This window comes from Citrobacter sp. RHB25-C09 (genome assembly GCF_013836145.1).
In the GTDB taxonomy this organism is placed as follows: Bacteria; Pseudomonadota; Gammaproteobacteria; order Enterobacterales; family Enterobacteriaceae; genus Citrobacter_A.
The window spans coordinates 1,257,483-1,282,786 of the sequence record NZ_CP057483.1; the positions used below are offsets into that span (position 1 = coordinate 1,257,483).

Genomic DNA, 25,304 nt, shown 5'->3' on the forward strand with positions numbered 1-25,304 from the left:
CGCTGACGCTTACCGGGCCTACGGTCTGGCGTTTAATGGCTTAGCCATGCCGCCACATCTTCAAATGTCCCGCGATAGACAATCTTCTCTGCTTTCTTTTCCAGTTGGTAGCGATACATCGGATCGTAATACTCTTCCAGCAGCGGAACTAACCAACTGAAATGCGCTTCGGTGCTGCCAGTACGACGCTGCTCAGCCAGCGCGACGTCCAGTTTCGCGCTCAGCGCTTTAAAACGCTGTAAACCCAGTCGGCGCTGAATGGCGAAAAGCCCATGGTGCAGATAGTCGCTGTACGCCTGCCAGCCGTGCTCGTCGCCATAGGCGTGGGTGAAATCATGATGCATACGCACAAAATACTCTTCACGCAGGCGCTCCAGACGTCGCTCAAAAGGATCTTCAATCACCGCAATAGAGGCCTGGGCCATACGCTCGCGCAGGCATTCCGGCAGATGGTTAGCGCCAATCATTCGGCCTTCATCCTCCAGCACCCAGCGGGGAGCCTGCTTTTTGAGGAGCGTAACCGCCAGCAGGTTTTCGAAACTTGCCTGACTGAGCTGGGGGTCCAGCGTGCGGCCGAAAGAGGAGCCGCGATGGTGCGCCAGCCCTTCAAGATCGACGCCATTTTCCTGCTGCTGAACAAGCTGTGTTTTGCCGTTGCCGGTACAGCCGCCGATCAGCACGATGGGCTTTCGCACCTGTTCTTCTGTTGCGCTTATTGCCACCTGACGTAGCGCTTTGTAGCCGCCGCGGATAAGCGGATAATCAACCCCCGCGTCATGCAGCCACTGTTGCGTAATATGTGAACGCTGACCGCCGCGGGCGCAGCAGAGATAACCCTGCGGGTACCTTTTGCAGGCCTCCAGCCAGGCGTCCAGTCGCTGCTGGCGGATCTCGCCGCTGACCAACCGATGCCCGAGCGCAAGCGCGGCGTCTGGACCCTGGCGTTTATAGCAGGTACCAACGGCGGCGCGTTCGTCATCGTTCATCAAGGGCAAATTTATTGCGCCAGGCATTGCGCCTTGCTGAAACTCAACCGGCGCGCGTACATCGAGTAAGGGCGTATCGGCGCGAAGGATCGCCCGATAGTCCGTTCCATCGTTCATTTGAAATCCTGAAATTACAAAACCGCAATGGTGGGGATTTTACGCGCTGAAGGAGAGGGCGGGAAAGCATAACTTAAACTTCCCCGCTTATTTGAGCTTAACGGAGCTGACTTTGTGCCCAGATGATACCGCTGGCGTATTCCGGCGGCAGAAGTGGGGAGAGGGCTTCCAGCGTGGCGCTCAGCCGCGCGGTGTCGCTGTCGGTCAGGTTCAGGTGACCGACTTTACGTCCCGGGCGCACCTCTTTGTCGTACCAGTGCAGATGAACCAGCGGCAGCTTCAACCAGTCATAATTCAGATCGCTGCCAATCAGGTTCACCATCACCGATGGGCTGTTTACTACTGGCGTCGGCAGCGGAAGACCGGTAATCGCCCGCAGATGCAGCTCAAACTGGCTGATGCTGGCACCGTTCTGTGTCCAGTGTCCGCTGTTATGCACGCGTGGCGCCAGTTCATTGATCAGCAAGCCTTCGGGCGTCACAAAACACTCCATCGCCATTACGCCGACATAATTCAGTTCCTGCATAATGGCAGAAAGCATGGCTTCGGCCTGGGTCTGCTGCTGTGCGTTAGCCTGTGGGAAGGCAACGCTGGTGCGAAGGATGCCCTCCTGATGCAGGTTGCGTGTTAAAGGATAGAACACCGTGCTGCCGTCATGAGCGCGGGCGCCAACCAGCGACACCTCTCCCGAGAAATTAATGCCCTGCTCGACGATACACTCGCCATAACAGTCATCCGGCAACTGCCCGGTTTCAGTCGCACGCAACCGCCACTGGCCGCGACCGTCATAGCCGCCAACGCGGCGTTTAACGATTGCCAGTTCGCCTAAACGCTTGAACACCGCAGGCCATTCGCTGTTGTCCGCCAGCAACTGCCAGGGGGCGGTTGCCAGGTTGAGCTTATCGAAAAGCTGCTTTTGCGTCAGGCGATCGGCGATGACAGGGAACACGTCGCGGTTAACAAACGCCGGGTGGCGCGCCAGTTCGCGCGTTAATGCCGTTTCCGGCCAGCGCTCGATTTCCGCCGTAATGACGCTTTGCTGAAAGGGCACCGCGGCAGGTTCTGCATCCAGCCCTACCGGCCAGACGGCGATACCGAGCGGTTCGCCAGCCTGACGCAGCATTCGACCTAACTGGCCGTTGCCCAGCACACAAACCTGCTTCATGCCTCACCTCGCGGATCCGGGTTCTCCAGAACCTCGTCCGTTTGCGCACGACGCCAGTCGCTCAGGCGTTGATGCAACGCTTTGTCATGAGTGGCGAGAATTTGCGCCGCCAGCAGCGCCGCATTTGCCGCGCCCGCTTTGCCAATGGCCAGTGTACCAACCGGGATCCCGCGCGGCATCTGCACAATAGAGTACAGGCTATCGACGCCGCTCAGGGCGGCGCTTTGTACAGGAACACCCAGAACCGGCACCAGCGTTTTCGCCGCGATCATCCCCGGAAGATGCGCAGCACCACCCGCGCCAGCAATAATCACCTGATAGCCGTTTGCTTCTGCGCCTTCGGCGAAGCTGAACAGTTTATCGGGAGTGCGGTGGGCGGAGACAACTTCAACGTGGTGAGGAATGTCCAGGACGGTAAAAATGTCGGCGGCGAACTGCATGGTAGCCCAGTCGCTTTTGGACCCCATCACGATGGCGACACGCGCCGGATTATTGTGGGAAGACATGCGTCTTAAAACTCCTGTGGTGCGGGACACACTGCTTTTGAGGCCACAGAGAATAGCACGGAAAGAGGGCAAGGAAAACGGTTGCGCGGTTGAAATTCCAGCAACCAGGCGGGAGAGATTAAAACGGGAAACGGATCAATTCAACGTCATTTGGGGTGACTTTTACCATGGAGCCTTCGCTGTGCCAGGCGCCTAAAACCACGCGGAAAGCGGGCATACCGTTGGCGGAAAGTTCATGCACATCGGGGCGATGGGTATGGCCGTGGATCAGCCACTGGACGCGATATTTTTCCATTTCAGCGATGACGGTCTGTGGATTGACATCCATGATCTCCAGCGACTTGCTGCTGTTAGCGGCTTTGCTGCCTGCACGCATCTTCGCGGCCACGCGCTTACGGATAAACAGCGGCAGGGCGAGAAACAGCGTTTGCAGCCAGCGCTGATGGACTTTAGCGCGAAATGCCTGATAACCCGCGTCGTCGGTACAAAGGGTATCACCGTGCATGATGAGCACCCGGCGACCATACAGATCAAGCACCTTTTCCTGGGGCAGCAGCGTCATGCCGCTTTCCCGAGCGAAGCGTTTGCCAAGCAGGAAGTCACGGTTACCGTGAATGAAGAAGCAGGGAACGCCGGAATCAACGACCGCTTTGATGGCGGTTGCTATTTCACGGTGCAGCGGGTTGGGATCGTCATCACCAATCCACGCTTCAAAGAGATCGCCGAGAATGTATAACGCATCGGCCTGACGCGCATCACCGGCTAAAAAACGCAGAAAACCGGCGACGATCGCCGGTTCTTCCGTGCAGAGGTGAAGATCTGCAATAAAAAGTGTCGTCACGATTACTCGCTGACGGTCACATTTTCAATAATAACGTCTTCTTTCGGTACGTCCTGATGCATGCCGCTACGACCGGTAGAAACGCCTTTGATTTTATCAACCACGTCCATGCCTTCAACCACTTCGGCAAACACGCAGTAGCCCCAACCCTGCATGCTTTCAGCAGAGAAGTTCAGGAAGTCGTTATCAGCAACGTTGATGAAGAACTGCGCCGTTGCGGAGTGCGGAGCCTGGGTACGTGCCATTGCCAGCGTACCGCGGGTGTTTTTCAGGCCGTTGTTGGCTTCGTTTTTGATCGCCTCTTTCGTGGCTTTCTGTTTCATGCCAGGTTCAAAACCGCCGCCCTGAATCATAAAACCGTTAATGACACGGTGGAAAATGGTGTTGTTGTAAAAACCTTCGCGGCAGTAGTCCAGGAAGTTTTTAACTGTTTCAGGTGCTTTATCATCAAAAGTTTTGATTACGATATCGCCGTGATTAGTATGGAAAGTAACCATTTTTGCATCCTGTTTCGATAAAGTGGTGCTTTAACCCTGGAAGGGTCAGATATAGGGGGGTGTTATAGCATAACCGCAGGCTGCGATCACCTTGCAAAGTGTGCTGACCCCATTCCGAATTATGGGTATTATACCGTCTTTACGATCCACACACGTCTAACACGGAATCTTCAATGTTAAAAATATTTAATACACTGACGCGCCAAAAAGAGGAATTCAAGCCTATCCATGCCGGGGAAGTCGGCATGTACGTGTGTGGTATTACCGTTTACGATCTCTGTCATATTGGTCACGGGCGTACGTTTGTTTCGTTTGACGTCGTCGCGCGCTATCTACGCTTCCTCGGCTATAAGCTGAAATACGTCCGGAATATTACCGATATCGACGACAAAATCATTAAGCGCGCTAACGAAAACGGTGAAAGCTTTGTCGCGTTGGTTGATCGCATGATCGCCGAAATGCACAAGGATTTTGATGCACTGAATATTCTGCGTCCGGATCTCGAACCGCGCGCCACGCATCACATTGCCGAAATCATCGAAATCACCGAGCAACTGATTGCCAAAGGTCACGCCTATGTGGCGGACAACGGTGACGTGATGTTCGATGTGCCGACCGATCCGAACTACGGTCAACTGTCGCGTCAGGATCTGGATCAACTGCAGGCCGGTGCGCGCGTGGATGTGGTTGATGTGAAACGCAACCCGATGGACTTCGTGCTGTGGAAGATGTCGAAAGAGGGTGAGCCGAGCTGGCCGTCGCCGTGGGGCGCAGGCCGTCCAGGTTGGCACATTGAATGTTCTGCCATGAACTGCAAACAGTTGGGTAACCACTTTGATATTCATGGCGGCGGTTCCGACCTGATGTTCCCGCACCACGAAAACGAAATCGCGCAGTCTACCTGTGCGCACGACGGCGAATATGTGAATTACTGGATGCATTCCGGCATGGTAATGGTTGACCGCGAAAAGATGTCGAAGTCGCTGGGTAACTTTTTCACCGTGCGCGACGTGCTGAAGTACTACGATGCGGAAACCGTGCGTTACTTCCTGATGTCCGGGCACTATCGTAGCCAGTTAAATTACAGCGAAGAGAACCTGAAGCAGGCGCGTTCTGCACTGGAGCGGCTGTACACTGCGCTGCGTGGAACGGATAAATCGGTCGCCCCTGCGGGTGGCGATGCGTTTGAAGCGCGTTTTGTTGAAGCGATGGACGACGATTTTAATACTCCGGAAGCCTACTCGGTGCTGTTCGATATGGCACGTGAAGTGAATCGTCTGAAAAACGAAGATATGGCTGCGGCGAATGCGATGGCGTCACATTTGCGCAAGATTTCTGCCGTGCTGGGTCTGCTGGAACAGGAGCCGGAAGCGTTCCTGCAAAGCGGCGCGCAGGCGGACGATGGCGAAGTGGCGGAAATTGAAGCGCTGATTCAGCAACGTCTGGATGCCCGTAAAGCGAAAGACTGGGCAGCAGCGGATGCGGCGCGTGACCGTCTGAATGAGATGGGGATCGTGCTGGAAGATGGTCCGCAGGGTACCACCTGGCGTCGTAAGTAATTGCCTGAATTGCCGGATGGCGGCTAACGCCTTATCCGGCCTACAATACGCATGACTTGTAGGCCGGATAAGACGCCACGCGTCACCCTCCGGCGATGATTAATGCTTCCTGTACCACCACAGCAATCCCATCATGGCTAACCCCGGCAGCCACACCCACATTAATTCTGAAATAATAACCTGATGCCCATACGGCGTGGTATAGCGCGATAGCGCAAACGGCGCGACCTTAATCACCTGCCAGGGGGCAAAAAAACGTTCGTCCGACCACGGCCACAGCCAGCCGACGCCTTTACCGCCGGTGGTGATTGAATCAAGCAGACTGTGTGAGAGCAGTGATACCGTCAGAAACAGCCAGCAGCGAACCAACCCGGCTTTGAACCATCTTCGCCCAATCAGCACGCAGAGTATGGGCACCAGAAAAGCAAACAGCAGCGAGTGGGTAAAGCCACGGTGACCGAATACGTTGCCATAGGCCACACCAAATTTGAATGAGAGCACGTCTGCATCCGGCAACATCGCCAGCACGATGCCGGTAAACAGCAGACGAGGAGGAATGACCTTCAGACCCAGACCTAAGCCGAGGCAAATCGGAACTGCAGCGTGGGTGATAACAGTAGGCATGGCAATTGTCCGCAGCAAATCAGAGCAATATAGCAGCGATCGGCGGCTAAAAACCCTGTGTTAAATTCTGAAATTACGCGGACTCGCGTGCGATCAATTGGCCGGAGAGCGTAATGCGCTGGGTTTGCAGTTCCGGTTCCTTCAGCTTTCGCATCATCAGGCTGGCAGCCTGGCGTCCTGTCTCTTCGCTGGCGGAGGAGACAAAGGTGAACGACGGGGATGTCAGGTTGACGTGGAGCATATCTTCAAACCCCACCAGGGCAACCTGTTGCGTCAGGAAGACATCTTTACCCACTGTGCGCCCGACCTGATGAATGCCGGAAAGAGAGCCAATAATCGCGTCGGGTGAATGGCAGAGCAGGGCGGTGATGGTGTTGTTTTTTTCGAGGAGTTGGCGAGTCGCCCATTCCGCTGCCTGGGTATTGTCGCTACAGGCCGGCGCAGATTCCTCACGATAAATCAGTCCGTTCTGTGTAATGGCACTGCGAAATCCTAACAGCCGTTGTTCACGAATGCGACACCCTTCCTGGCCGCCAATATAGGCGATATTACGATGCCCGCGCTCGATAAGGTAACGCGTAGCGAGATTTGCCGCCTGGCGATTATCACGCATGACCAGATTGCATTTTTCATCAAGCAGGGATTGTGATACGACCACTAATGGCAAAGGGCACTGACGTATTTTTTCCGGCAACGCCACCGCATGGTTGTCTGAAGAGAGATAAATCACCCCCGCAACGCCCTGCTGCTTAAACGACAGCAGGCAGCGTTCAAGATGATCGTCGTCATTAAGCGGTTGCCCGAGAAAGACCATAAACCCGTGCTTTTCCAGTTCCTGAACAATGCTTGCCATCACTTTAATGGAGAAGCTGTCGCTGAAATCGCGCAGGACAAGGCCGATAAGATTTGAGGTGTTAGCGCGGAGATTCGCAGCCGCGACGTTGTGAATATAGCCCAGTTTATCGATGGCAGCCTGAACCTTCTCAATCGTTGCCTCTGAGATTTTCCCTTTCTGGCGTAGTACCAGCGAGACGGTCGACACCGATACGCCCGCCTGCCTGGCAACATCAATAATGCTGACTTTCTTCAAAACAACTCCCTGAAATTTATCCGTTATCAGCCCAATAAGACACGCCTTCCAGCGTACAGGAGACGTGTCTTTCAGGCATCTTATTATTTTCCGATAAGAGTGGACATGGTCTGGGCGATAAACTGCGCTCTTGCGCCGAAAATCACCTGGATACCGTTATCGCCGACAAAGACCACGCCGCGCGCGCCCAGGCCATTAAGACCGTCTTTATCGACCACATCGCTTTTTGCCACTTCCAGGCGCAAACGGGTGATGCAGGAACCCACGGACTCGATATTTTCTGCGCCGCCCAACAGGCCAATGATTTCAGTAGCAATTTCAGTATCGGTTTTGTCGTTCACATTCACGTTTACTTCAGTGCGACCCGGCGTTTTGATATCGAAACGACGGATCACAAAGCGGAACGTAAAATAGTAAATCAACGCCATCGGCACACCGATAATAATCGCACTCAGGAAGTTGGTCTGGTAGCCATTAAACGATGGCAGGATGCCAAACGACAGGTAGTCGATAAAGCCCGCAGAGAACGATTTGGCAATATGTGCATCCAGCAGATACATCGACATATAAGCCAGACCCGCCATGATAGCGTTAAACACGTACAGAATGGGGGCAACGAAGATAAAGGTAAACTCAACCGGCTCGGTAATCCCGGTCAGGAAACAGGTCAGCGCCGCAGAGAAGAGGATACCGGCCGCGATTTTCCTGTTTTTCGTATACGCTTCGTGATACATCGCCAGACATGCTGCGGGCAGTGCAAACAGCATCAGAGGGAATTCACCCTGCATGAACTTACCGGCGTTTTGATAAGTATCGCTGCTGAAGGATTTGGTCCCTTCTTCCAGCATCTTAAACCAAATGGTCTGATCGCCATGAATCACCTGTCCCGCCTGAGTGGTGTAATCACCGAACGAATACCAGAAGGACGGATACCAGATGTGGTGCAGGCCAAGCGGGATGAGCGCACGCTCTACCAGACCGAAGATAAAGGTGGAGGCCGCCTGGTTATCGCCGTTGACGATAACAGAAAGCGCATCGATACCGGACTGAATATGCTGCCAGACGTAGGGAAGTAACAGGCCGAGCAGGAATGAGAGGAAGGCCGTTGCAATCGCCACGAAGCGCTTACCGGAGAAGAAACCGAGAAATTCAGGCAACTGCATGGTGTGGAAACGGTTATAGCACCAGGCGGCAAGGATACCGCATATCAGGCCGCCAAAGACGCCCATTTGCAGTGTCGGAATACCGACGACCATCGCATATTTACCGCCCTGAGAGGCCATTTCCGGCGTGATACTGAGCACCGTGCCGATGGTGATGTTTGTCACAAACACGGAAACTGCCGCGGACAACGCCGCAATTCCGGATTCAGAAGCAAGCCCTACGGCTGAGCCGATAGCAAAGAGCATGGGCAGGTTATCAAAAATAACCCCGCCCGCGTTCATCATTAACGGCAGATGAAATTTATCCCCGAAGGCCAACAACAGGCCGGCTGCGGGAAGTAACGAGATTGGCAGCATGAGCGCGCGACCAATCATCGACAGTTTAGAAAGCGATTTAACCAACCCTGATATCAGACTCATGCTGATTTCCCCCTGAGTAGCGCTTTTTAGCGCTGTTATTGTAAGTAGAACGTTCTAGTAGAACGTTCTACTTATCGTGCTCAAGGTGTGAACAACGCGCAACATAAATTTCACCTTTTAATGAAGGAAAAGGTGATTATTTGAAGTTGATCGAAAATAATCTTAAGGAGAGTAGGGGATTAGGAATAGCGTTGTTCGCCGGAGAAGAGGCATCGCGCCACCCTCCGGCACATTCGACACGTCACGCGACGACGTTGATGCTCTGACCAGCGAAGCTAACGGTTTGTCCGGCAACGATTTTACAGCGTTTGCGGGTTTCTACCGCACCATCAACCTTCACCTGTCCTTCTGCAATGGCAATCTTCGCCTGGGCACCGCTTTCAGTCCAGCCTTCCAGCTTCAGCAAATCGCACAGTTCAACGTGAGGGTGCTTGCCTAAAGAAAATGTAGCCATGTTATTTATTATCCTGCGGATCGTGATATTCAACGCACGCCTGAAGCGTGTTTTCGATAAGTGTGGCGACCGTCATTGGGCCAACGCCGCCCGGCACTGGCGTAATGTAGGACGCGCGTGCGGCGGCGTCATCAAAGACCACGTCGCCCACCACCTTGCCATTTTCCAGACGGTTGATGCCGACATCAACCACGATGGCACCTTCTTTGATCCACTCACCGGGAATGAACCCCGGTTTGCCAACGGCAACGACCAGAAGGTCGGCGTGTTCAACGTGGTGGCGGAGATTTTTAGTAAAACGGTGTGTAACTGTCGTGGTGCAGCCTGCCAGCAGGAGTTCCATGCTCATTGGGCGGCCTACGATGTTTGATGCGCCAATGACCACAGCATTCAGGCCGTAGAGGTCAATATTGTAGCGCTCAAGCAGAGTCACTATACCGCGAGGCGTGCAGGGACGAAGGCGTGGTGCACGTTGGCACAGGCGGCCGACGTTGTAAGGGTGAAAACCATCCACGTCTTTATCGGGATCAATACGTTCCAGCACTTTCACATTATCGATGCCCGCGGGCAGCGGCAACTGTACCAGGATACCGTCAATGGTGTTATCCGCATTGAGTGAATCAATCAGCTCAAGCAGTTCTGCCTCGGTAGTCGTTTCCGGCAGGTCGTAGGAGCGGGAGACGAACCCCACTTCATCACAGGCTTTACGCTTGCTTGCCACATAAATCTGTGAGGCTGGGTTACTGCCCACCAGAACCACTGCCAGCCCAGGCGCCCGAAGACCAGCTTCAACACGTGCCTGAACTTTTAGAGCAACCTCAGAGCGCACCTGCTGCGCAATCGTTTTACCGTCAATAATCTTTGCTGCCATCAGAGAGATGATTCCGTCTGTTACTTCACGTCAAAGGGGATGCGCGTATTTTGTCAGAAGTGGAGGCGGTTGTCAGTTACCGCATAGAATCAACGCAATTTAAAATCAGAATCCAGGGTCTGAATGCCTGACCGAAAAACAAGATGCTCATAACTCAAGCAGTTGAGAGGAAAGCCATTGACCAGCAAGGTTGTGAACGTATAATACCGAGCAGTTTTGTGCCACTCCGCATTGCATTTCCAGTGCTCCCTTAGCTCAGTTGGATAGAGCAACGGCCTTCTAAGCCGTAGGTCATAGGTTCGAATCCTATAGGGGGCGCCATCTCACACTTTTCCTGTCTTAAATGTGGGTTCCATTAAGGATCAGACGCTGCGACTCTCCTTTTAAATAGATAGCCTCAGATTTATGCCTAACGGCAGTCAGGCAGTGCCCACACTATCTTCTGAGACACTGCCTGGGTCGACATTAGAATGACCAGCTCACACCCGCTGCGGCATGCCACGGCTCTTCGACACCAGCCCCATTTCCATAACTCGCGCTAAGCTGTCCACTCAGAACGTTGGTAAACTTCGCACGTAGACCGGCCTGATAGACACCACGCGTACCGGACTGATCGTTCACAAATTTACCGTCGTTGTTCACCTTGACCCGGTTATCATCAGCGAATTCTTGTCTCACTGAGGTTTTGAGCCACGGTTGTATTTCAACACCATTATCTAGTCTCATTCGGTAATCTGCCTTCAGCCCAGCTTCAGCCCGCATAATGTAGGTATTGTCAACATCAGCGTGCATACTGTTCGACAGCCTGTACTTATTGCTGTCGGTAGCGAACCCCGTTAATGCCGTGTACGGCGTTACGCTCAGGTCGTCATGTGCTAAACGAATTCCACTTTCAAGATGAGCACCAGCTCCGTATGCGTTGTAGTCACCGTTTGCTGCTCCGCCGCCGGTCATTCGGCCCTGAACGTCATTTTCGAAACGGTTAAACTTAACGATACTGTCAACATAAAAACCATTGTTGTGCTGCCAACCCGCATAGGCACCCAGGGCATAGCTGTCAATATTGCCTTTACCGCCGCGATCAAAATCTAAATTTGCGTGCGAATAGCTGAAAAATAAACCCGAAGTTACAACACTGTTTTCAAGCGGGAAAGTACGATCCACTCCCAGAGTTATTCCGGTCAATGTCTGCTCGAAACCCGCCCCAGCAGAAGTGGATGCATTCTTGCGGGTACTGTAGGAAGTCCCCCACGCCGCCCCGTCCCTGTAGAAGGCAGCGTTGCTGTCCAGACGTTCGCGTACACTTTCCAGTTCTGCATCAAACACTAAAGGATTTGCTGCTGCCATATTCAGTACACCGGCAGTCGCGGGAGTAATGCGTCGTTTGCCCGGCACTGGTGCTAGCTGCGGTTTCAAATCAGGCTTCAATTCTGGTTTCTGCTCAGGCGTAATCTCCGGCTTCTGTTGTGGTTTAGGATCCGGCTGTGGCTCTGGTTTTGTCGTGATATCGGAAGTGAGAACCCACGAGCCTTTGGTTTCTTCTTTTAAGGCATATTGAAACGTGCCCAAATCAACCACACCGCCCTGGTTCCCAAGCGTGAAATTTGCATCGCCACTTGCTGTCTTTACTAGCAGATGTTGCTGAGGAATAGATGGGCTAGCACCTGTATCTTCAACAAATATGCTAAAGGAACCAGAGGCACTACCTGTAACGTTCAGAAAATCATTCTCATTAGACGCCAGATGAGTATGCATATATATGTTACCTGAGCCGATAAGTGAACCTAGCGTCAGTGTGTTTGAGCCTTTAAAGCTATTTGGCTTATTGTCATAGAAAGATACCGCCCCATTATCAAGATTAAGACTGTTGATTGAATAAGAAAGAGGCGCATTATTCTTAGCGAGTAGCAAACGACCGTACTTTCTCACAATCACATCAGCCTGGCTGGATTTTACTGTATTTACCAGTGTTATACCTCCCGACTGAATATCAACGTCTCCCTTAATTTCTCCAGCTGTGGCATTCAAAGAGGCGTTTGTAAGGCTGAGTCCATCAACGGTACCGCCATTGAGATTCAGTTTGCTATCATTGGTGAGCGTTGTATCAATAGCCAGTCCATCATTATTAATATTAATAATACTGTTTCGGCCCACTCTGGTATTTTGAACTCTCCCATCTTTTCCAACATTGATAGTCACGTTGCCACTGAAAGCGATGGTATCCATTGCGATACCACCTGAATCCACGTTCATAATACTATTACCGTAGAGTTTAGAATCTACCGCTGTACCGCCAGAAACAACGTTCAGCGTGCTATCCTCATCAAGAAATGAGTCAGTCACGCTTCCGCCAATGACATTCAGAATGCTATTACCCATCATTCCTGTGCCGAAAGCAGATGCGCCTTTTTTTACATTTTGAATACTATAGTCATAGACATTAGAATTGTTAACGGTTGAATTCTGATCAACATTGACAGTGCTTTGGTTAAAAGCGTAAATATCACTACTATTCCCTCCGCCCTTAACATTCAGCGTTGCATTATCATACAAGTTAATATCTGAAACAATTCCACCGAAATCAACATTAATTATGGCGTTGTCGTATACATATGCGCTTTCGGCTATGCCGCCATCAAGAATATTCATTGTGGCAGTGTTATTGAGTTAACTTGACGTGGCATGGCCATTCTTATATACATTTATGGTCCCATTGTCATAAGCACGAGATTTATTCACTCGCCCCTGGATATGCTGGGCTCCCGTTCCATAAAGGCGTGTGTTATCTGTAGCTCCATCAGATTTGACATGCTGCATACCGTATACCTTGGTGTTCGTCGCCGTTCCATTGACTGACTGAATGCCGCCATTCTGAATCGTGCTTCCTGAGTCACTCGCATGAGTCAGGATCTCAAAAGCACCTCCGTCTGAAACAGTAATACGATCGCTTTGGGAGCTCCCATTGAGAGTCAGTTTTCCCTGATCTGCCACGACGCTGGATTCAATAGTGTCACCATCATTCAGTTCTAAGGAATTATTTATAGTGAGGCCCGTATAATGCTGTGAATAGACAACGGGTACATACCATGCAAGCAAAGATAGAAAACGAAATGATTTAATGTTCATTTTAAATATTGTCCGCTTCTGAATGTTAACCTGATTACTGACATCACAAGATTCGCACCAAATTTATCAAGAGAAATTTATGCGTAGTACAATTAATTCGGCGGGTATGATATGGGCATTTTTTAAACATTCAACAAGCTTTTATAGATGAGTGATATCGTTTTTTTCGATATATCTCAAGTTAATATTTGATTCAATTGTAAACAAACAAAGAGTCACGCACGGTATTATTAGTTAGTTTGATATTGAGTAGTTGATGATGGCTATATGAAATTATCGCTTCAGCATCTATACCGCAAAAAATATAGTTCTTGAATGAAATTTAAACTATGGTAATAGGCTATAGCTATTTAATTTTCTACGTTTAAAGGTATAATTTCCTTGAACGACTCGGGCTAGGGTTGTTTTTTTTACTTTTCGTGAGAGGTTGTAGTAATGCATATGCGATCTATTTTTTTGGTTTTATCCGCTTTATTTATGACAAGTGGCTGCGTTGATGCGTTGCAATACAATGGAAAGGATGATGTGTGTCCACAAAAATCTGCCCAGACAGCTATTCATGGGCAGTGCATTTGATTCATTCCCATTATGTACGGTTGTTAAATTGAAGTGACTGCTGAAAGCGTATTGATTTTATCAGAGTCACAATCCTCAATTACATCGACGTTGAGCGACCACGTACGCTGGAAGATAAATTTTTCATTTCGTTAGTAGCCGGATGCGCAGGGTATTTGCGCTATCCGGCTCGCCTGATAAAACGAAAACGCTTATTCTTTATAAAAACTCGCCAAATCAATGGTATTTTCTTTTACCGCGTCCATTGCGGTAAAAAATTGATTCTTCTGATCTTCTTCATCGTTACGCGGCAAAGAGTTGCCATAGAAGCGTCCGTTTTTATGAATTGCCAACGAATCACTTTTCACCTGGCCATTCACCATACCCTGCGCATTAATGCTGACTTCACCACCGATGCAATTACCGTTCAGCACGCCATCAACGGCGATAGCATAAGCGATAATATCACCTTCAACGTGACCACTTTTAAGTATATGGACGGTTTTTTCGGAACGGATAATACCATCGATACGGCCATTCACATGAATATCGCTGGTAGAGTTGAGTTCACCTTTAATAATGCAGGTTTCAGGGATGACGGCAACAGAGGGTTCCAGTTGTACGTTCTGAGCAGGTTTAACCGTCAGCTCTACGTCATCACCCAGGTACGACACCTGTGAAGGATTAAGAGAAGATGCAATATTGATATCTGCATTATTTTCGGCAAAAACAGGATTTTGCTCTTTTCGTTTAAACATGGTTCTGATCCCCGTCGAAGATGAAATTAAATAAAAGGCGTAAATTAACCCACAGCTTAAAATAATTACGGTTATGATCTTCCAGCGAGATTTCATCGTAGCGTAAAAATGTTGATCACCTACGCCGTAATGTATTATGAGGTAAAGCCAAATCCCCCAGACCAGCCACAGGAGATTATAATGCATAGCCGTTCACGTAACCTCCTGAGTGTAATTATAACTGTTGATATCTATTGTGACGGTATCATTCGCAGATGTATTTCACAATGGCAAATAAAACACGATTCCTGTTGTTCTGTAATAATTAAAAATCTATGCTTTATAAAAAAATCAACTTCGTATTAACATCAATAATGTCAGCAGGCATAGTTTAAAACTGCTGAATTCTATAATCAGCGTAGGTAATCATTTGCCTGATATTTATTGCAGCAAAGATTGAGGCCATTTTTCGGAATAAATTCGTCTGCATTTCGGAAAAATGTGCTGGAGTTTAAATTTTCAAATGAGAGGTTTCTTATTTCCATGCCTACCATAAGCGGATTTGCTGCCCGAGCGAAACGTCGATAGTGGTGCAGAACAAGCGGGCTGGCGGCACGGTGGGCTAAGAATAACGAAGATATTTCGTAAGCAAAAGGTTAATTAAATGTGCACGAGAAAAACGGGAACAGATAACGACCTGTTTTTTAGGATGATTCTTAACACATGCCAACAGTCATTCCGCTTCAGATAAGAAGAAGTCACCCGAAGCTTAAGCCCGCTCTTTAGGCAAGTTGATCATAAACCGGGTTGCATGCGCATCTGATGTGACCGACACGGTACCCTGATGTGCGGCGACAATGGATTTCACAATGGCCAGCCCAATTCCACTGCCTTCGCCTTTGTGTTGTCGTGACGGATCAACGCGGTAGAAGCGATCGAACAGTCTCGGCAAATGCTCTGCAGGTATCGGTGTACCTGGATTCTCAACGTCGATACGAACCCGCCCGCCAGCTTCACTGACGCTAACGGTAATTGTTTCACCGTGCGGGGTATAGCGCATAGCGTTTGAAAGCAGGTTACTCATTGCCCTGCGTAGCATAATCCGGTCCCCGGTCACCCAACACGGCCTTCCTACAAAGCGTAAGCCGATTTCTCGCTCTTCGGCCAGCGCTTCAAAAAAGTCGAAAACTTTGCCGACTTCGTCTGCCAGATTAAGCGCCTTTTTCTCCGGGGTAAGCTGATTGTTATCGGCCTGTGCCAGAAACAGCATATCGCTGACCATCTTTGTCATCCGGCCAAATTCTTCCAGATTAGAGTAGAGCACCTCTTCCAGCTCTTTCTGGCTTCGCGGCTGGCTGAGGACAATTTCCGTTTGCGTGACCAGGTTGGTAATGGGGGTGCGGATCTCATGAGCGATATCGGCGGAAAAGTTGGACTGGCGGGTAAAGACATCCTCAATGCGTTCAAGCATATGGTTGAAGGACAGCACCAGTCGTTCCAGTTCGATAGGAACCGCCTGCGGATCAAGACGAACGTCGAGGTCTTTCGAGGTGATATTTTGGATCTGCCGACTCACGCGGCGAATCGGTTCGTGTCCTTTATACACGGCGAACAGCACAATAAAAACAATCACTATGCTGATGATCGACGCGGTCATGATCAGTTTGTTTTTCAGGTCATTAATGTAATGAAGATGAAAGTCGATAGAGAGAGCAATATACAAGGTATATGCCGGCTTGCCCTCGACCAGAGGCCCGACCGGCAGACGGATCATGCGCCAACTGGAATGGGTACCGTGTCCCGCCATCTGCATGGCTGGGCCGTTAATTAACCAGACGTTGTTGTCAGGCACGGTAGCGTCGGGCGTGGCGCTGGCGAGATATTGCCTGATATCTGGCGCGCCGGGGGAATGAAAAATCGCCTGCTTGTTAGCGTCTTCCAGCGAAACAATGACGTTTGAGTAACCCGTGACCACATTTTCCAAAATTTCCAGACGGTGGGATTCTGGCTCGATGCTCTGGCTGTTGAGGATGCGCTCCAGGGTTGCGCTGATCTCGGTGAGATCGTTTATGTCCTGTTCGGCAAAATGTACTTTCACCGACTGGATCATGATCCATGTGAAAGCAAAAAAAGACGCAATGGTGGCGAGACTAATAAAAAATGTCAGACGTGTCGCCAGGGAAAACGGGCGTGATCCACGCTTATTGAGCATCCGGAACCTCAAGCATATACCCTACGCCGCGTACAGTCTGAATCAGACGGGGTTCAAAGTCGTTATCAATTTTGCCACGCAGGCGCTTAACCGCCACATCAATCGCGTTGGTGTCGCTGTCAAAATTCATATCCCATACCTGTGAGGCGATCAGTGAACGCGGCAGGACTTCTCCCTGATGCCGCAGGAAAAATTCAAGAAGGGTGAATTCTTTACTGGTGAGAGAGATGCGCGTTCCGCTACGGCTGACCTTGCGGCTCACCAGGTCAACGATGAGATCCGCCACCTGGAACTGGCTTTCTACGATCACCGCCGCACCGCGACGCAGTAGCGTTCTGACGCGCGCCAGCAGTTCGGCAAAGGCAAACGGTTTGACCAGGTAATCGTCCGCGCCCAGTTCCAGCCCTTTAACCCGATGCTCAATGGTGCCTAACGCCGTGAGTAACAAAATGGGCATTCCCTTACCGGCAGCGCGCAGCATACGTACAATATCCCAGCCATTGACGTCCGGCAGCATGATATCGAGAACCAGCAGGTCGTAATCGCCGGTCATTGCCAGATGATAACCGTTCAGGCCGTTGTCGGCTAAATCAACAACAAAGCCGGCCTCAGATAACCCTTTTGTCAGGTACTCGCCGGTTTTTTTCTCATCTTCGACAATCAGAATCTTCAACACGTCCTCCTTTACGCACATGAATCCCATGGCGTGACTCAATTCTAGAGAAGCCAGATCGGATAGCAATCGCATTCTGGGAAAATGACAGCTTTGTCATTTTCCTGTCACGGGTTGAACAGAGTGCGCCAGGTAAAGTTTGCATCATGACTTCACTTTTAAATCAGGCTCATGGCTAAATTTAAGCTCCTTTCGCTCAGTGCGGTGCTGATTCTGGCAGGCTGTTCGCTCGCACCGGACTACCAGCGCCCGGCGCTCCCGGTTCCGCAGCAGTTTTCTTTAAGCCAGAACCAACTGGTGGCTTCACCTGCGGACTATCAGGATCGCGGCTGGCAGCAGTTTTTCGTCGATGCGCAGGTCAAAACGCTGATTCGAGAGGCGCTGCGTAACAACCGCGATCTGCGTATGTCCACCCTGAAAGTTCAGGAGGCGAGGGCGCAGTACCGGGTGACCAATGCCGACCGTTATCCGCAGCTGAACGCAGAAAGTAGCGGAAGCTGGAGCCGCAAACTTAAGGGCGAAGAAAACAGCACGCGTGAATATGAGGCGGGACTGAATCTCAGCTTCGATCTGGATTTCTTCGGTCGCCTGAAAAATATGAGCGAAGCCGACCGACAGAACTTCTTCGCCAGCGAAGAGGCACAGCGCGCGGTGCATATTCTGCTGGTGTCTAACGTGGCGCAAAGCTACTTCAAGCAGCGTCTGGCCTGGTCGCAGTTACAGATCGCCGAAGAGACGCTGCAAAACTACCAGCGCTCCAGGGCACTGGTAGAAAAGCAACTGATCACCGGGAGTACGAATGTGCTGGCGCTGGAGCAGGCGCGTGGGGTTATCGAAAGCACCCGCAGCGAGATTGCGAAACGACAGGGAGAACTGGCGCAGGCGAACAATGCGTTGCAGCTCCTGTTGGGCACCTACGGCAGGTTGCCGGACGACGCTATCCAGAGTGCTGGCGATATTAACCACGTGACGTTACCCCCATCGCTATCGTCGCAAATCCTGTTGCAGCGCCCGGACATTATGGAAGCAGAACACGCGCTGATGGCGGCGAATGCCAATATTGGCGCGGCGCGCGCGGCCTTTTTTCCGTCGATCACGCTGACCAGTGGGCTTGAAGGCAGCAGTAGCGATCTTAGCAATCTCTTTAATGCCACCAGCGGCATGTGGAACTTCATACCGAAAGTCGAGTTACCCATTTTCAACGCGGGTCGTAACCAGGCCAACCTCGACCTGGCAGAGATTCGTCAGCAGCAGTCGGTGGTCAATTACGAACAAAAAATCCAGAACGCCTTTAAGGAAGTCGCCGATGCGCTAGCGCTGCGTCAGAGCCTGGCCGATCAGATTCGTGGTCAACAACGCTATCTGGATTCACTGCAAATCACTCTGCAACGCGCCAGAGCGCTCTATCAACACGGGGCCGTGAGCTACATCGAAGTTCTGGACGCCGAGCGTTCGCTGTTTGCAACACAGCAAACCTTGCTCGACCTCAATTACACCCAGCAGGTCAATGAGATCGCACTCTATACCGCACTTGGCGGCGGTTGGGTGGAATAGTTTTTGTAGGCCGGATAAGGCGCCAGACGCCATCCGGCAAAAATTAAACGTAAGGAAGGTACTTTATGAACTCATTATTTAAAACCACTGTATTTACCGTTTTCACCGTGCTGGCAGCCAATGCCTATGCCAACGAACATCACCACGGCGACATGATGCCCACTGTCGAACAAAGTCAGGCTATTAGCGCCACCGGAGTAGTTAAGGCCATTGATATGGAGAGCAAAAAGGTCACCATCGAGCACGGCCCCATTGCCGCGCTGAACTGGCCCGCCATGACGATGCGTTTCACCATTACGCCGCAAACGCAGCTTAGCGACATAAAAGCAGGGGATAAGGTGGCGTTTAGTTTTGTCCAGCAGGGAAATCTCTCGTTATTACAGGACATTAAGGCGCAGTAATTTTCTTGTTTTTTACGTTGGGCATGACTTTATGAAAAAAATCGCGCTTATATTCGCCAGCATGGTGGCAGGGGGAATTATCGCTGTGGGCGGTTACGTCTGGTTCGCCCCGGCAAACCAGACTGAGCACGCTGCGCCGGTCAGTGAACAGGCATCCCGCAAGGTGCTGTTCTGGTACGACCCCATGTATCCGAATACCCGCTTCGACAAACCGGGGAAATCGCCCTTTATGGATATGGACCTGGTGCCGAAATATGCCGATGAAGAGTCTGCCGATAGCGCTTCGCCGGGTGTGCGCATTGACCCAACGCAAGTCCAAAATCTCGGGGTGAAAACCGAGGCCGTTCGCCGTGGCCCGCTGGCATTTGCACAGACCTTTCCGGCCAATGTGAGTTACAACGAATATCAGTTTGTCATTATGCAGGCCCGTGCGGATGGATTTATCGAGAAGGTGTCGCCGTTGACCGTTGGCGATAAAGTGAAAAAAGGCGCACCGCTTCTCGAACTGACGATTCCGGACTGGGTGGAAGCGCAGAGTGAATATTTACTCCTGAAGGAAACCGGAGGCACGGCGACGGAGATACAGGGGATCCTTGAGCGCCTGCGTCTTGCCGGAATGCCCGAGGCCGACATTCGTCGCCTGACGTCTACGCGTAAAATTCAAACCCGCTTTACCCTCACGGCGCCGATTGACGGGGTGATTACCGCCTTTGATTTACGCGCCGGAATGAATATCGCCAAAGATAACGTCGTGGCGAAGATTCAGGGGATGAATCCGGTATGGATTACCGCTGCGGTTCCGGAAAGCCTCGCGTGGCTTATCAAGGACGTCTCACAGTTTTCCCTGACCGTGCCGGCGCGTCCGGACCAGTCATTCACCTTCCGTAAATGGACGCTGTTGCCGAGTGTAGATAGCGCTTCCAGGACGCTGCAACTGCGTCTGGAGGTTGATAATCCTGACGAAGCGCTGAAGCCGGGAATGAACGCCTGGCTCAATCTGAAAACGGAAAGCGAACCGATGTTACTGATCCCGTCGACAGCGCTGATTGATTCTGGCCGCGAGCAGCGGGTGATAACGCGGGATAGCGAAGGACGCTTTGTGCCGAAACAGGTTGCGGTATTTCAGTCTTCACAAGGGATAACGGCGATTCGTTCTGGTCTGGCTGAAGGTGAGCGCGTTGTCTCCAGCGGCCTGTTCCTGATTGATTCAGAAGCCAACATCTCCGGTGCGCTGGACAGGATGCGTACTGAGGAGAAGCCTCATGATTGAATGGATTATTCGTCGTTCGGTCGCGAACCGTTTTCTGGTGATCATAGGCGCGCTTTTCCTCAGCGTCTGGGGGACCTGGACCATTCTCAACACCTCGGTGGATGCGCTGCCCGATCTCTCCGACGTACAGGTGATCGTCAAAACCAGCTATCCTGGGCAGGCACCGCAAATTGTCGAAAATCAGGTCACCTATCCACTCACCACCACCATGCTGTCGGTGCCAGGAGCAAAGACGGTGCGCGGCTTCTCGCAGTTTGGTGATTCTTACGTTTACGTCATTTTTGAAGATGGCACCGATCCGTACTGGGCGCGCTCACGCGTGCTGGAGTACCTTAACCAGGTGCAGGGAAAATTGCCTGCTGGCGTCAGCGCGGAAATGGGGCCGGACGCCACCGGCGTGGGGTGGATCTTTGAATATGCGCTGGTCGACCGCAGCGGCAAGCACGATCTGGCTGAACTGCGCTCGCTTCAGGACTGGTTTTTGAAATACGAGTTGAAAACCATTCCAAACGTCTCGGAAGTGGCGTCGGTTGGCGGCGTCGTAAAACAGTATCAGGTGATCATCGACCCGCTGAAACTTGCCCAATATGGTATCAGTTTGTCGGAGGTGAAGGCCGCACTGGATGCCTCGAACCAGGAGGCGGGCGGTTCATCCATCGAACTGGCGGAAGCGGAATATATGGTGCGCGCCAGCGGCTATCTGCATTCGCTGGATGACTTCAACAATATTGTGGTGAAATCCGCTGAAAACGGCGTGCCGGTTTATCTGCGCGATGTAGCAAACGTCCAGCTTGGCCCGGAAATGCGACGGGGGATTGCTGAGCTAAACGGAGAGGGTGAAGTGGCGGGCGGCGTGGTCATACTTCGCTCCGGGAAAAATGCGCGCGAGGTGATCACCGCCGTCAGAAATAAGCTGGAGGCGCTAAAAGGCAGCCTGCCGGAAGGTGTTGAGGTAGTTACAACATACGATCGCAGTGGACTGATTGATCGCGCCATCGACAACCTCAGCGTTAAGCTGCTGGAAGAGTTTATCGTGGTGGCGCTGGTGTGCGCAGTGTTTCTCTGGCACCTGCGCTCGGCGCTGGTGGCCATTATTTCGCTTCCGCTTGGGTTGTGTATTGCGTTTATCGTGATGCATTTCCAGGGGCTGAACGCCAATATCATGTCGCTGGGCGGGATTGCCATCGCCGTAGGGGCGATGGTGGATGCGGCCATTGTCATGATCGAAAACGCCCATAAGCGGCTGGAAGAGTGGGAGCATCAGCATCCGGGCGAAAAGTTGGATAACGAAACGCGCTGGCAGGTGATCACCAATGCCTCTGTCGAAGTGGGGCCGGCGCTGTTTATCAGTCTGCTGATCATTACCCTCTCTTTCATTCCCATCTTTACTCTCGAAGGTCAGGAAGGACGACTGTTTGGCCCGCTGGCATTTACTAAAACGTATGCGATGGCCGGGGCTGCGCTGCTGGCGATCGTAGTGATCCCAATCCTGATGGGATTGTGGATTCGGGGCAAAATTCCGGCAGAGCGCAGTAATCCTCTCAATCGATTTTTGATCCGCGTTTACCATCCGCTGCTGCTGAAAGTGTTGCACTGGCCGAAGACGACGTTGCTGGTAGCAGTGCTCTCCATCCTGACGGTCATCTGGCCGCTCAATAAGGTGGGGGGTGAATTCTTGCCGCAGATTAACGAAGGGGACTTGCTCTACATGCCCTCCACGCTACCAGGAATATCGGCAGCGGAAGCGGCGAGTATGCTGCAAAAAACCGATAAGCTGATCATGACGGTACCGGAAGTGGCCAGGGTATTTGGCAAAACCGGTAAAGCAGAGACAGCAACGGATTCGGCACCGCTGGAGATGGTGGAAACCACTATTCAACTTAAGCCGCAGTCACAGTGGCGTCCGGGCATGACGATGGATAAAATCATCGCCGAACTGGACAAAACCGTTCGTCTGCCTGGGCTGGCGAACCTGTGGGTCCCGCCTATTCGCAACCGTATTGATATGCTCTCCACCGGTATTAAAAGCCCGATTGGTATCAAAGTTTCCGGAAACGTGCTGGCCGATATCGACGCGATGGCCGCGCAAATTGAAGAGGTGGCAAGAACGGTACCTGGGGTGGCCTCCGCGCTGGCTGAACGTCTTGAGGGCGGCCGCTATCTGAATATCGATATCAACCGCGAGAAGGCTGCTCGTTACGGCATGACCGTAGGAGATGTTCAACTGTTTATCACCTCGGCCGTTGGCGGCGCGATGGTGGGGGAAACCGTAGAAGGGATTGCCCGCTACCCGATCAACCTGCGCTACCCGCAGCGTTTTCGGGATAGCCCCGAGGCGCTGCGTCAGTTACCGATCCTGACGCCGATGAAACAGCAGATTACCCTGGGTGATGTAGCGGATATTAACATCGCCCCCGGGCCTTCCATGCTGAAAACGGAGAACGCGCGTCCCACCAGTTGGATCTACATCGATGCCCGCGATCGCGATATGGTTTCCGTGGTCAACGATCTGAAAAAAGCGATCGCCGACAACATTCAGTTGAAGCCTGGCACCAGCGTCGCGTTTTCCGGTCAGTTTGAGCTGCTGGAACGCGCAAATCATAAGCTGAAGCTGATGGTGCCCATGACGCTAATGATTATCTTTGTTCTGTTGTATCTGGCGTTTCGCCGCGTCGGAGAAGCGATGCTGATCATCACCAGCGTGCCGTTTGCACTGGTCGGGGGGATCTGGTTCCTCTACGCGATGGGGTTCCATCTGTCGGTCGCGACGGGGACGGGATTTATTGCGCTGGCGGGCGTGGCGGCGGAATTTGGCGTGGTGATGCTGATGTATTTACGCCATGCCATTGAGGCCGAGCCCAGTCTCGAAAACCGCGACACCTTCAGCGCTAAGAAGCTGGATGAAGCGCTGTATCACGGCGCAGTGCTGCGGGTTCGGCCAAAAGCCATGACGGTGGCGGTGATCATTGCCGGTTTATTGCCCATTCTCTGGGGGACGGGAGCCGGTTCGGAAGTGATGAGCCGTATTGCCGCACCGATGATTGGCGGGATGATTACCGCGCCGTTGCTGTCACTGTTTATAATTCCGGCGGCCTATAAGCTGATGTGGTTACGCCGGCACCGCCAGGCACCACGTCGTTAATGTAATTTCTACTCCGGCCTGTAAATCATCGCAGGCCGGGTTAGCCCGCCAGTAACTCCTGCTCGACGTGTTGGACCTGCACTTCCAGCGTATCGCGAATTTCTGCCAGCGTACGTTCCTGTTCGGCAAAGTAGGCTTCCTTATCACGAACCGAGGCGGCAAGACGCCAGGCATTTTCCGCCTCCAGTTCCGCAATCTCTTTCAGGAGCGCCTCAATCTGCGTTCTCAACTGCTTAATTTTCTGCTGCAGATGGTGCAAATTATTCAGTCTGTCGCTGGCCATCATCGGTTCCAGACCGCTCTGGAGTTGCATCAGCAATGAACGAATGGTCGTCAGGTCGGCATTTTGTCGCGCCAGGTTGAGCTGGACCATCATCTGGTGGGCTTTCTCTTTCAGCTCATCCGCCACCACATCCGGGTGACACAGCCGGCTGGCCTGACGCCACAGGCGCTTAAGTTCATTACGATCCTCTTCTGACAAACGCTGATCGCGCGCGTAACGGTGCTGAGCTTCCTGCTGTTGCTCCTGATACTCCTCGTATTCATGCGTCGCTTCTTCCTGCGCCTGGCGGGTCGCACTGTCGTCCTGGCGGGAAAAATCGTCTTCCAGATCGCAAATTTCAGCAAGCAGCGAGGCAATCAGTTCCGTTTGCTGCTGAATGCGCTGGCGGATCTCCACGGCGTCGCGGGAGGTGGGACTCATCGCCATCCACGACTGCTTAAGTTGAGCTAACCGATCGATAGCGAGAGAGAGATACTGCTGGCAAGAGAGATAATCTTTTTCCCGACGCTTGCGTTCTGCTTCTTGCTTACGCTGCGCGCTGGCGGCGAGTTGCTGACGCAGCTCAAGAATACGGCTCATTAAGGGGCCAAGCCGCAGATGGTAAAGATCGTTGAATTCATCGAGAATCTGAATACGGGAGTTGCGGGTATCAATCAGCTCACGAAGCTGGGCTTCAAGCGTTTTTAACTCCAGTTTGCTGGCGGCGATCGCCGGGTCTTGCCAGGTCGATAATGCCCGTTGTCCCTGCAACCAGTCTGCAATCTCACGCATGGCATCGCTAAATCGCCGCGCTTCAATGGCATGGGTAATCGACGCGATGGCGGGATCGTCTGACTCACGCTTCAGATGCACAAGCTGCTGATGGATGATCTCTTCATCTTCAAGTTCGATGGCGCTTTTGATGATTTCCAGCCGTTTTATGATCTTATTCATGACTACCAATGTCTGGCGTGACTCATCAATGAATGACAAAGTTTAGTTTTGGGTCATTCGCTTGAAAAATCTGAAAAAAGAATAACCCGCATTCTGTGGTCTGTGGGGCCTTTTCGTCCAGAATA

The 25,304-nt window shown here is 51.9% G+C and carries 21 protein-coding genes and 1 tRNA gene; 6 read left to right on the forward strand and 16 right to left on the reverse strand.

Going from position 1 to position 25,304, the window contains the following annotated elements:
• Positions 1 to 32: 32 nt before the first annotated feature.
• The 5 genes from mnmH to ppiB form a co-directional block, all read right to left on the reverse strand.
• Complete coding sequence (mnmH, locus tag HVY19_RS05825) at positions 33 to 1,103, reverse strand: tRNA 2-selenouridine(34) synthase MnmH (RefSeq protein WP_181683413.1); 1,071 nt, start codon at positions 1,101 to 1,103, stop codon at positions 33 to 35.
• 97 nt (positions 1,104 to 1,200) lie between these two features.
• Entirely contained in the window at positions 1,201 to 2,268 is a 1,068-nt protein-coding gene (purK, locus tag HVY19_RS05830; protein WP_181683414.1) for a 5-(carboxyamino)imidazole ribonucleotide synthase, read from the reverse strand.
• Entirely contained in the window at positions 2,265 to 2,774 is a 510-nt protein-coding gene (purE, locus tag HVY19_RS05835) for a 5-(carboxyamino)imidazole ribonucleotide mutase (RefSeq protein ID WP_181683415.1), read from the reverse strand. The genes purK and purE overlap by 4 nt, the downstream gene beginning before the upstream one ends.
• 118 nt (positions 2,775 to 2,892) lie before the next feature.
• On the reverse strand, positions 2,893 to 3,615 hold the full coding sequence (gene lpxH, locus HVY19_RS05840; RefSeq protein WP_181683416.1) for a UDP-2,3-diacylglucosamine diphosphatase: 723 nt from the start codon (positions 3,613 to 3,615) through the stop codon (positions 2,893 to 2,895).
• A 2-nt stretch (positions 3,616 to 3,617) separates the two neighbouring features.
• Entirely contained in the window at positions 3,618 to 4,112 is a 495-nt protein-coding gene (gene ppiB, locus HVY19_RS05845) for a peptidylprolyl isomerase B (RefSeq protein WP_061076698.1), read from the reverse strand.
• Positions 4,113 to 4,285: 173 nt separating this feature from the next.
• Between ppiB and cysS the strand changes: the two genes are divergently transcribed.
• Entirely contained in the window at positions 4,286 to 5,671 is a 1,386-nt protein-coding gene (gene cysS / locus HVY19_RS05850) for a cysteine--tRNA ligase (RefSeq protein ID WP_181683417.1), read from the forward strand.
• Between the two features lie 99 nt (positions 5,672 to 5,770).
• Here the strand turns inward: cysS and HVY19_RS05855 are convergent, their stop codons facing one another.
• From HVY19_RS05855 to folD, 5 genes are all read right to left on the reverse strand, one after another.
• Positions 5,771 to 6,295: a metal-dependent hydrolase gene (locus HVY19_RS05855; protein WP_181683418.1), complete on the reverse strand. Its 525-nt coding sequence runs from the start codon at positions 6,293 to 6,295 to the stop codon at positions 5,771 to 5,773.
• Between the two features lie 73 nt (positions 6,296 to 6,368).
• Positions 6,369 to 7,385 (reverse strand): Mal regulon transcriptional regulator MalI, encoded by a 1,017-nt coding sequence (gene malI, locus HVY19_RS05860; RefSeq protein WP_181683419.1) that lies wholly within the window; start codon positions 7,383 to 7,385, stop codon positions 6,369 to 6,371.
• An 83-nt stretch (positions 7,386 to 7,468) separates the two neighbouring features.
• Complete coding sequence (locus HVY19_RS05865) at positions 7,469 to 8,968, reverse strand: PTS transporter subunit EIIC (protein WP_181683420.1); 1,500 nt, start codon at positions 8,966 to 8,968, stop codon at positions 7,469 to 7,471.
• Positions 8,969 to 9,209: 241 nt separating this feature from the next.
• Positions 9,210 to 9,422, reverse strand: coding sequence for a ribosome-associated protein YbcJ (ybcJ, locus tag HVY19_RS05870; protein WP_181683421.1), 213 nt, complete (start codon positions 9,420 to 9,422; stop codon positions 9,210 to 9,212).
• 1 nt (position 9,423) lies between these two features.
• A complete protein-coding gene (gene folD, locus HVY19_RS05875) occupies positions 9,424 to 10,293 on the reverse strand; it encodes a bifunctional methylenetetrahydrofolate dehydrogenase/methenyltetrahydrofolate cyclohydrolase FolD (protein WP_181683422.1) in 870 nt (289 codons plus the stop codon).
• 244 nt (positions 10,294 to 10,537) lie between these two features.
• Between folD and HVY19_RS05880 the strand changes: the two genes are divergently transcribed.
• Positions 10,538 to 10,614 (forward strand) — tRNA-Arg (locus tag HVY19_RS05880).
• Between the two features lie 144 nt (positions 10,615 to 10,758).
• Here HVY19_RS05880 and HVY19_RS05885 read toward each other — a convergent pair.
• The 5 genes from HVY19_RS05885 to cusR form a co-directional block, all read right to left on the reverse strand.
• Positions 10,759 to 12,942 carry an autotransporter outer membrane beta-barrel domain-containing protein gene (locus tag HVY19_RS05885; RefSeq protein ID WP_181683423.1) on the reverse strand — a complete coding sequence of 728 codons (2,184 nt, stop codon included), beginning with the start codon at positions 12,940 to 12,942 and terminating at the stop codon, positions 10,759 to 10,761.
• Positions 12,943 to 12,960: 18 nt separating this feature from the next.
• On the reverse strand, positions 12,961 to 13,419 hold the full coding sequence (locus tag HVY19_RS05890) for a hypothetical protein (RefSeq protein WP_181683424.1): 459 nt from the start codon (positions 13,417 to 13,419) through the stop codon (positions 12,961 to 12,963).
• 767 nt (positions 13,420 to 14,186) lie between these two features.
• Complete coding sequence (locus tag HVY19_RS05895; protein ID WP_181683425.1) at positions 14,187 to 14,732, reverse strand: polymer-forming cytoskeletal protein; 546 nt, start codon at positions 14,730 to 14,732, stop codon at positions 14,187 to 14,189.
• A 748-nt stretch (positions 14,733 to 15,480) separates the two neighbouring features.
• Entirely contained in the window at positions 15,481 to 16,923 is a 1,443-nt protein-coding gene (locus HVY19_RS05900; protein WP_181683426.1) for a Cu(+)/Ag(+) sensor histidine kinase, read from the reverse strand.
• Positions 16,913 to 17,596, reverse strand: a complete 684-nt coding sequence (gene cusR, locus HVY19_RS05905) for a copper response regulator transcription factor CusR (RefSeq protein WP_181684223.1) — start codon at positions 17,594 to 17,596, stop codon at positions 16,913 to 16,915. Before cusR ends, HVY19_RS05900 begins: the two co-directional genes overlap by 11 nt.
• A gap of 171 nt (positions 17,597 to 17,767) precedes the next feature.
• Between cusR and HVY19_RS05910 the strand changes: the two genes are divergently transcribed.
• The 4 genes from HVY19_RS05910 to HVY19_RS05925 all read left to right on the forward strand — a co-directional run bounded on the left by HVY19_RS05910 (position 17,768) and on the right by HVY19_RS05925 (position 23,963).
• On the forward strand, positions 17,768 to 19,150 hold the full coding sequence (locus HVY19_RS05910) for an efflux transporter outer membrane subunit (RefSeq protein ID WP_181683427.1): 1,383 nt from the start codon (positions 17,768 to 17,770) through the stop codon (positions 19,148 to 19,150).
• A 65-nt stretch (positions 19,151 to 19,215) separates the two neighbouring features.
• Positions 19,216 to 19,551, forward strand: a complete 336-nt coding sequence (gene cusF / locus HVY19_RS05915; protein WP_181683428.1) for a cation efflux system protein CusF — start codon at positions 19,216 to 19,218, stop codon at positions 19,549 to 19,551.
• A 31-nt stretch (positions 19,552 to 19,582) separates the two neighbouring features.
• Complete coding sequence (locus HVY19_RS05920; RefSeq protein ID WP_181683429.1) at positions 19,583 to 20,821, forward strand: efflux RND transporter periplasmic adaptor subunit; 1,239 nt, start codon at positions 19,583 to 19,585, stop codon at positions 20,819 to 20,821.
• Positions 20,814 to 23,963, forward strand: a complete 3,150-nt coding sequence (locus tag HVY19_RS05925) for a CusA/CzcA family heavy metal efflux RND transporter (protein ID WP_181683430.1) — start codon at positions 20,814 to 20,816, stop codon at positions 23,961 to 23,963. The genes HVY19_RS05920 and HVY19_RS05925 overlap by 8 nt, the downstream gene beginning before the upstream one ends.
• 40 nt (positions 23,964 to 24,003) lie before the next feature.
• Here the strand turns inward: HVY19_RS05925 and HVY19_RS05930 are convergent, their stop codons facing one another.
• A complete protein-coding gene (locus HVY19_RS05930) occupies positions 24,004 to 25,179 on the reverse strand; it encodes a DnaJ family molecular chaperone (RefSeq protein WP_181683431.1) in 1,176 nt (391 codons plus the stop codon).
• Between the last annotated feature and the right edge of the window lie 125 nt (positions 25,180 to 25,304).

What these genes read in the sequence shown, in the direction of transcription:
- mnmH (WP_181683413.1), bottom strand. Translation starts at nt 1,103, where the DNA reads ATGAACGATGGAACGGACTATCGGGCGATCCTTCGCGCCGATACGCCC.
- purK (WP_181683414.1), bottom strand. Translation starts at nt 2,268, where the DNA reads ATGAAGCAGGTTTGTGTGCTGGGCAACGGCCAGTTAGGTCGAATGCTG.
- purE (WP_181683415.1), bottom strand. Translation starts at nt 2,774, where the DNA reads ATGTCTTCCCACAATAATCCGGCGCGTGTCGCCATCGTGATGGGGTCC.
- ppiB (WP_061076698.1), bottom strand. Translation starts at nt 4,112, where the DNA reads ATGGTTACTTTCCATACTAATCACGGCGATATCGTAATCAAAACTTTT.
- cysS (WP_181683417.1), top strand. Translation starts at nt 4,286, where the DNA reads ATGTTAAAAATATTTAATACACTGACGCGCCAAAAAGAGGAATTCAAG.
- HVY19_RS05855 (WP_181683418.1), bottom strand. Translation starts at nt 6,295, where the DNA reads ATGCCTACTGTTATCACCCACGCTGCAGTTCCGATTTGCCTCGGCTTA.
- HVY19_RS05865 (WP_181683420.1), bottom strand. Translation starts at nt 8,968, where the DNA reads ATGAGTCTGATATCAGGGTTGGTTAAATCGCTTTCTAAACTGTCGATG.
- ybcJ (WP_181683421.1), bottom strand. Translation starts at nt 9,422, where the DNA reads ATGGCTACATTTTCTTTAGGCAAGCACCCTCACGTTGAACTGTGCGAT.
- folD (WP_181683422.1), bottom strand. Translation starts at nt 10,293, where the DNA reads ATGGCAGCAAAGATTATTGACGGTAAAACGATTGCGCAGCAGGTGCGC.
- HVY19_RS05885 (WP_181683423.1), bottom strand. Translation starts at nt 12,942, where the DNA reads ATGAATATTCTTGATGGCGGCATAGCCGAAAGCGCATATGTATACGAC.
- HVY19_RS05890 (WP_181683424.1), bottom strand. Translation starts at nt 13,419, where the DNA reads ATGAACATTAAATCATTTCGTTTTCTATCTTTGCTTGCATGGTATGTA.
- HVY19_RS05895 (WP_181683425.1), bottom strand. Translation starts at nt 14,732, where the DNA reads ATGTTTAAACGAAAAGAGCAAAATCCTGTTTTTGCCGAAAATAATGCA.
- HVY19_RS05900 (WP_181683426.1), bottom strand. Translation starts at nt 16,923, where the DNA reads ATGCTCAATAAGCGTGGATCACGCCCGTTTTCCCTGGCGACACGTCTG.
- HVY19_RS05910 (WP_181683427.1), top strand. Translation starts at nt 17,768, where the DNA reads ATGGCTAAATTTAAGCTCCTTTCGCTCAGTGCGGTGCTGATTCTGGCA.
- cusF (WP_181683428.1), top strand. Translation starts at nt 19,216, where the DNA reads ATGAACTCATTATTTAAAACCACTGTATTTACCGTTTTCACCGTGCTG.
- HVY19_RS05920 (WP_181683429.1), top strand. Translation starts at nt 19,583, where the DNA reads ATGAAAAAAATCGCGCTTATATTCGCCAGCATGGTGGCAGGGGGAATT.
- HVY19_RS05925 (WP_181683430.1), top strand. Translation starts at nt 20,814, where the DNA reads ATGATTGAATGGATTATTCGTCGTTCGGTCGCGAACCGTTTTCTGGTG.
- HVY19_RS05930 (WP_181683431.1), bottom strand. Translation starts at nt 25,179, where the DNA reads ATGAATAAGATCATAAAACGGCTGGAAATCATCAAAAGCGCCATCGAA.